The following is a 1,213-nucleotide window of genomic DNA, read 5'->3' on the forward strand; positions in this document are numbered from 1 at the left end:
AGGGTCGCGAGCTCCTCGATCTCGGCGCGCGGGACCGACGGCTGGAAGTCCCAGTCGAAGTCCGCCAGCCCCTTGACGTAGGGGAACCCCGACGACCGTATGCGCTGGTTGGTGATCCTGGCCTCCCGGGCGGCGACCTCGACGCGCGTCATCTCCTCGAGGGCGGAGGCGAAGCTCCGCTCGCCCGCGGCGACCATCCTCACGTAGTCGGGCAGGGACGCCGCCATCTCGTGCAGCCCGAGCGCGGAGAGGTTCGCCTGCGCCCTGATCGAGGGGCTGCCCTCCGCGACGGCGCCCATCACGCCCCTCCGAGCGAGTCGAGCAGCGCGAGGTTGGCGCGTGCGGCCTCGGCGATGTCCGCGTCGGCCAGGCCCCGCTTCCCCTCGAGGGCCTGCTCGTAGTGGTCGGGGTCGTAGTTGATGGGCCTCGACGGCCCGGACGCGGCGTCGTGGACGGCGACCTCCTCGCCGGCCATCCTCACCACGACCTGGCCGCCGGGCATCGCCACGACGCTCACGCGCCGGCCGATGCAGCGCCTGGGCACGGACCACTCCCTGCCGGCGGCCCTGACGAGCATGGTCGGCGGGACGGTCTGGACGCTCACGTCGCCCACCATCGACTCGAGGAGCCGGAGGTTCCCGATGGGCCGCAGGCTCTCCTTCTCCCGCATGAACAGCGCGTCGGGCGGCAGGCCGGTGGTGCGGTTCGGCTCCGAGTTGGCCTGGGCCTCGACCCGGGCCACCGCCTCGACTAGGCCGCTCCACCCGGTGAACTCGCCGCCGTAGGCGAGCAGGCGGTTCAGGAAGCGGTTGGCCGACTCGTCCTTGCCCTTGGTCTGCGGCGAGCGAGGCGCGCAGAGCCTGAGCTCGAAGCCGGCCTCCCGCGCGAACCGCCACGCCCTCTCCTGCCTGGTCCTCCTGCGGCCCGAGATGGTCACCAGGCACGACATGTTGTCCGTGATGCACTCCTCCGGGACGCCGCCGAGGCGGGTGAAGGTGGCGAGCAGGCAGGACAGCAGGTCGTCGAGCGTGCGGCTCCTGACCGGTATGAAGCGGTGCTTCCGGGAGTAGCCGAGCGTCGCGGTGAACACGCTGAACTCGAAGACCTCGCCCTCCGAGTCGACGAGCCTCATGTCCTCCTTCCAGTCGAACTGCAGCTGCCTGCCCGGGGGCGTCTCGAACCGCGGGTGCGGCTCGCGGCCGCCCGCGCCCCC

2 protein-coding genes are annotated in these 1,213 nt (G+C 72.1%); both read right to left on the bottom strand.

Features of this window, described 5'->3' with window-relative positions:
* The coding region (locus ACQRAQ_RS08560; RefSeq protein WP_427794547.1) for an ATP-binding protein at positions 1-299 on the bottom strand (299 nt) is incomplete at its 3' end.
* Positions 299-1,213, bottom strand: a 915-nt coding sequence (locus ACQRAQ_RS08565; RefSeq protein ID WP_427794548.1) for a Mu transposase domain-containing protein, incomplete at its 5' end; no start/stop codon positions are given. The genes ACQRAQ_RS08565 and ACQRAQ_RS08560, both read right to left, overlap by 1 nt.

It is taken from the genome of Collinsella sp. SGI.178 (genome assembly GCF_050313495.1).
In the GTDB taxonomy this organism is placed as follows: domain Bacteria; phylum Actinomycetota; class Coriobacteriia; order Coriobacteriales; family Coriobacteriaceae; genus Collinsella.